Below are 4,527 nucleotides of genomic sequence, written 5' to 3'. Positions count from 1 at the left end.
GTTAACTCCATGATCAACGGGGACAGGGGTGGGGGTGGGGGCGGGGGGTGGCGGGGTGGGGGACAGGGGTGGGGTGGGGGGTGGGGGGGTTAGGGGGCGAAGGAGGCGAAGAGGTCGCCGGACGACGTCGAGGCGAAGGTGAGGCCGCTGACGAGCAGCCGATCGCCGGCGGCGGCCGCGAAGAGGTTGGGCTCCGCGAAGGCGTCGACGACCTCGTCCCGTGGCGAGCCGAACTGGCTCTTGGCCAGCACCGCCCCCTTGGCCGAGAGGCGTACGCGCAGCACGTCGGCGCCACCGGCCGCGACGGTCACCCGGCCCCGGGTGTATCCGACGACGTCGACGCCGCCGTCCGAGCGCCCGACGACGGCCACGCCACCGTCGGCGGCTCCACTGTCCACAGTAGTCGTCCAGCGTTCGGAACCGTTGCTGCTGAACGATACTGCGATCAGATCGCCGTTGGCGGTGCCGGTCGCCACGGCGTACCCGCCGCTGACCGTGATCCCGTCGAGCCGGTCGTCGGCGCTACCGCCTACGGCCTTCACCCAGCTGAGCGTGCCCGAGTCGGTGTACCGCGCGACGAAGCCGTCGTAGCCGCCCAGCCCGGTGGTGCCGGGGAGCGGCGAACCGGCGGTTCCCGTGACGTAGACGTCTGAGGTACCAGCGGTCACTGCGAACGCCTTGTCCTCACCGGTCCCGCCCAATTGGCGTACCCATTGAAGTTGACCGGAAGGACCGACGCGGGCCAGGAAGGTGTCCTTGTCGCCCGCGTTCGTGCCGTCGAGCGCGCCCTTGGTGTAGCCCGTGACGTAGGCGCCGCCGTCGGCGCTCGCGGCCAGGCCGTAAGCGCGGTCGGCGACCCCCGCCGTCCCGAACTGGGTGATCCAGCGGATCGTTCCCGAAGCGTCGAGACTGGCCACGAAGGCGTCGTCCGCGGCGTTGCCGGCATGCCGGCCGTCGAGGTCGCCCTTGGTGTACCCGGCGACCAGGACGCCGCCGTCGGCCTGCGCGACCACGCCGTAGAGGCGCTCGTCCGCGGCTGTGCCGAACTGAGTGGTCCACGAGCCGGGCCGGGTCACGACCGCGTCGAGCTTCCCGTGGTACGCCTGACCGTCCACACTGGCGCTCGCCGCGAAGCCGACGGTGTACGCGTCGCCGCCCGCGCTCGCGATGCCACCGGCCCAGTCGGTGCCGGCCGTGCCGAGCAGCGAACCGGGCAGCGGCTGCGGCGGAACCGTGCTCAGCGTCGGGCCGAGATACTGGATGGCCTGCGCGAACGCGGACGCCCACACGGACCAGTCGTGGCCGCCGTCGAGGATGCGCATCTGGGCGCTGACGCCCGGAGCACGGCGAGCCGCGTTGTAGAGCGCCTCCGACTCGAAGTCGAGGTCGTGCCGCGCGTCGGCCGGGTCGGGGTTGGCCCACTCGTCGTCGCCGACCGCGATGAACAGCTGGACGGGCAGGTCCGGGTCCGACTCGGCGAGCAGCGCCGGGTAGTTCAGGTCCTGGTAGCGCTGGTCGTCGAAGAGCTTGTCCCCCACGCCGTACGCACCGTAGTCGCGAGCGGACGAATCCGACGGCGGCAGCGGGGTGTAGACGGCGGGGCTCAGCACGATCGCGGCGCTGAACAGGTCAGGGTGCGCGAGAGCGAAGCGGAGCGCACCCGCTCCCCCCATCGAGTACCCGCCGACCAGTCGAGCCTGCCGGATCGGGGCGGTCCGGTAGGTGGCGTCGACGGCCTTCACGAGGTCGCCGGTGAGGGCGGTCTCGACCGGCTTGCCGCTCTGGTACTGCGAGTCGACGTACCAGCTGCCCCGGTCGCTCCACGGCGCGTCGGGCAGGATCGCGATCAGCGGCGGGATCTTCTTCGCCTGGATCAGATCGTCCAAGGTGGACTTGATGGTGGTCCACGCCGTCATCGAGTCGCCCCGCCCGTGCAGCAGGTAGAGCACCGGATAGCGGTCGGCTCCCGACTCGTAGCCGTACGGGAGATAGGCGGTGTACTGGAGATCCTCGCCCAACGCCGCGCTCGCGGCGCTGCCGGTCACGAGCGTGCCGGGACGCGTACGCCCCGCCTCGGCGGTGCCGACGCCACCTATCAGCAGCACGAGGACGGACAGGACGGGGATGAGGAAACGCTTCACTCTGGCTCCTCAGGGATTGGAAACGTTTACAACGCATGGGGATGGGTTGCGTGATCGTTTCCGGCGAGTGTCGTCTTCGCGATCATCGCTGTCAAGGTCGTCTCAACGGACACTCCCGGGTGAGCGCTACGGTTGGTTCGTGAAGATCGGCGAGGTCGCTCAGCAGACCGGAGTCAGCGTTCGTTCCCTGCGCCACTACGAAGCCGAAGGGCTCATCGAACCCGGCCGCTGCCAGAACGGCTACCGCGATTACTGCACGCCCACCGTCGACCGCGTACGCCAAGTCCACGAACTGATCGAAGCGGGGCTGCCGACGCGCATCATCCGCGACGTCCTCCCCCACCTCGGTCCCGGGACGTCCCTGCCGGCCGCCGTCGTCGACCAGCTCGCCCGGCAGAAGGCCCAGCTCGACCACCGCATCGCCGTGCTCTCCCAGAACCGGGACGCGCTGGCGGCGTACCTGGCGGCGGTCGCTTGACCCTGCCGTAAGTGTCAGGGTTTTACGGTCGGTCCATGCGAGCCCTTCAGCAGACTTCCCTGGCCGGTCCGACCGGTCTCCGCCTCATCGACACGCCGCGACCGGTGGCCGGCCCCGGCGAGATCCTGGTGCGCGTCACCGCCGCCGGGGTCAACTTCGCCGACCTCATGCAGACCTACGGCACCTATGTGGACGGTCCCACCGCGCCTTACGTCGCGGGCTTCGAAGCCGCCGGCGAGGTCGTCGCGCTCGGCCCCGGCGTCTCGGCCTTCGCCGTCGGCGACCAGATCCTCGGCATCGGCCCTGGCGCGTTCGCGGAGTACCTCGTCCTGCCCGCGGCAGCCGCCATGCCGCTCCCCCGCGGCTGGTCCGGAGAACAGTCACTCGGGCTGATGCTCAACTGGGCCACCGCGCTCGCCGCGCTCCGCCTCGGCCGCGTCGCGCCCGGTGAGACCGTCCTGGTCCAGGCCGCGGCGGGCGGGGTGGGCCAGGCGGCGGTCCGGCTCGCCCGCCACCTCGGCGCCACCGTGCTCGCGACCGCGTCGCCCGCCAAACATCAACTTGTACGCACAGCGGGCGCGCACGAAGTCTTCGCCACGGTCCCGGACCGGCCGATCGACGTGATCCTCGAATCCGTCGGCGGACCGGACTTCGCCCGCAGCCTCGCCGCCGCCCGTCCGATCACCGGCCGAATCGTCGTCTACGGCGTGGCAGGCGGCGACGCGACAGTCACCAACCGGCAGCTGAACTTCCGTCCCGTTCAGCTCATCGGGCTGCACTTGGGCGTACTGATGGCACATGCGCCGGAACTGTTCGCCGAAGTGCTGGACGAGCTGACCGCACTCGTCGCCGCCGGCGTCATCCCACCCGGCACCCCGACCACGTACGCCCTCGCCGACGGCGCCGCAGCACTCACCGCCCTGGAGTCCCGGTCCACCGTGGGCAAACTCGCCCTCCGCCCCTAACGAACCGGAAAGTCCTTACGCTTGATCTTGGCCCGCCGCCCGTCGGGGTGATGGAAGACGATGCCCTCCGCGAGGTGACCCGGTGCGTACCGGCTCTCCAGGCGGGCCAGGAAATCCTGCAGCTCGGCGTAGCTGCGGGGGGCCGCGACATAATCCGGCGCCGCCAGGTCGAACGGTACGCACACGTGCTCGTCCAGGCCGAGCGGATTGCCCTGGATGCTGGGGCCGAGCGCCTCACACGAGTGCTCGCCGTCCGGCCACGACGAGACGTCGGTCGACCGGGCGGCCGCCCAGATCCACTTGTCCTCCGCCCCGAACTCGTCGGCGTCGGCGTACCACCCGTCGACGATGCCCTGCTGCTTGTGGACCTTGCTCGGATTACGCCGCTTCTCCAGCCGGACGAGCTGCCCCGAGCGGACGGTCAGCCGGACATTGGTGCCGTCGAGCTTCTCGGTGCCGACCCCCTCGCCGTCGAACACCCAGGCGCACTCCGTCCTCGGCCGGTTCACCACCTTGAAGCTGTCGTCGCGCTCGAACAGCGTCGGGATCTTCTCCATGACCTGCTTGCCCCTCCTCACCTGCCCGATCAGTTCCGCATGGGTGATGACGCCGCCCGCCAGCCCGCCCGCCAACGACCGCACCAGGTCGGCGACCGACACCTCCGCCTCGACCGCGATCCGCTTGAGCGCCTTCTTCTCCTCGGGGGAGACCCAGGCGACCAGGCGGGACCAGCCCTCGGGCGGAGTCCACCGGGCCAACTTCTCGGGATCGTTTCGCGGACGGCCGCGACCTCGGCTCTCCTCCATGACTCGAAACGGTAGAGCCGACTTTCCACTGTGTCAATTGGCATAACAGAAATTCGCCACACGCCTCCCGCCCCCACCGCGCTGGATCAGGGATCCGGGTCGAATCTTGGGTCAAGATTCGACTTGGATCCCTGATC

4 protein-coding genes are annotated in these 4,527 nt (G+C 70.2%); 2 read left to right on the top strand and 2 right to left on the bottom strand.

The features are described 5' to 3' along the window. Positions 1–89 precede the first annotated feature (89 nt). The gene (locus AB0M47_RS42165; protein WP_363424517.1) at positions 90–2,141 is read right to left on the bottom strand and encodes an alpha/beta fold hydrolase; all 2,052 of its coding nucleotides are present in this window, start codon (positions 2,139–2,141) and stop codon (positions 90–92) included. A gap of 139 nt (positions 2,142–2,280) precedes the next feature. Between AB0M47_RS42165 and AB0M47_RS42160 the strand changes: the two genes are divergently transcribed. Together AB0M47_RS42160 and AB0M47_RS42155 are read left to right on the top strand one after the other, a co-directional pair. Next, the gene (locus AB0M47_RS42160; protein WP_253756495.1) at positions 2,281–2,619 is read left to right on the top strand and encodes a MerR family transcriptional regulator; all 339 of its coding nucleotides are present in this window, start codon (positions 2,281–2,283) and stop codon (positions 2,617–2,619) included. Positions 2,620–2,654: 35 nt separating this feature from the next. Further along, on the top strand, positions 2,655–3,584 hold the full coding sequence (locus AB0M47_RS42155; RefSeq protein ID WP_363424513.1) for a zinc-binding dehydrogenase: 930 nt from the start codon (positions 2,655–2,657) through the stop codon (positions 3,582–3,584). Here AB0M47_RS42155 and AB0M47_RS42150 read toward each other — a convergent pair. Beyond that, a complete protein-coding gene (locus AB0M47_RS42150; protein ID WP_363424511.1) occupies positions 3,581–4,390 on the bottom strand; it encodes a hypothetical protein in 810 nt (269 codons plus the stop codon). The two genes, AB0M47_RS42155 and AB0M47_RS42150, sit on opposite strands and share 4 nt — an antisense overlap. Positions 4,391–4,527 lie beyond the last annotated feature (137 nt).

The organism is Hamadaea sp. NPDC051192, assembly GCF_040682475.1.
GTDB lineage: Bacteria > Actinomycetota > Actinomycetes > Mycobacteriales > Micromonosporaceae > Hamadaea > Hamadaea flava.
This window is presented reverse-complemented; position numbering and strand designations above follow the sequence as displayed.

Coding starts and splice junctions, on each gene's coding strand:
- AB0M47_RS42155 (WP_363424513.1), top strand. CDS start 2,655: ATGCGAGCCCTTCAGCAGACTTCCCTGGCCGGTCCGACCGGTCTCCGC.
- AB0M47_RS42150 (WP_363424511.1), bottom strand. CDS start 4,390: ATGGAGGAGAGCCGAGGTCGCGGCCGTCCGCGAAACGATCCCGAGAAG.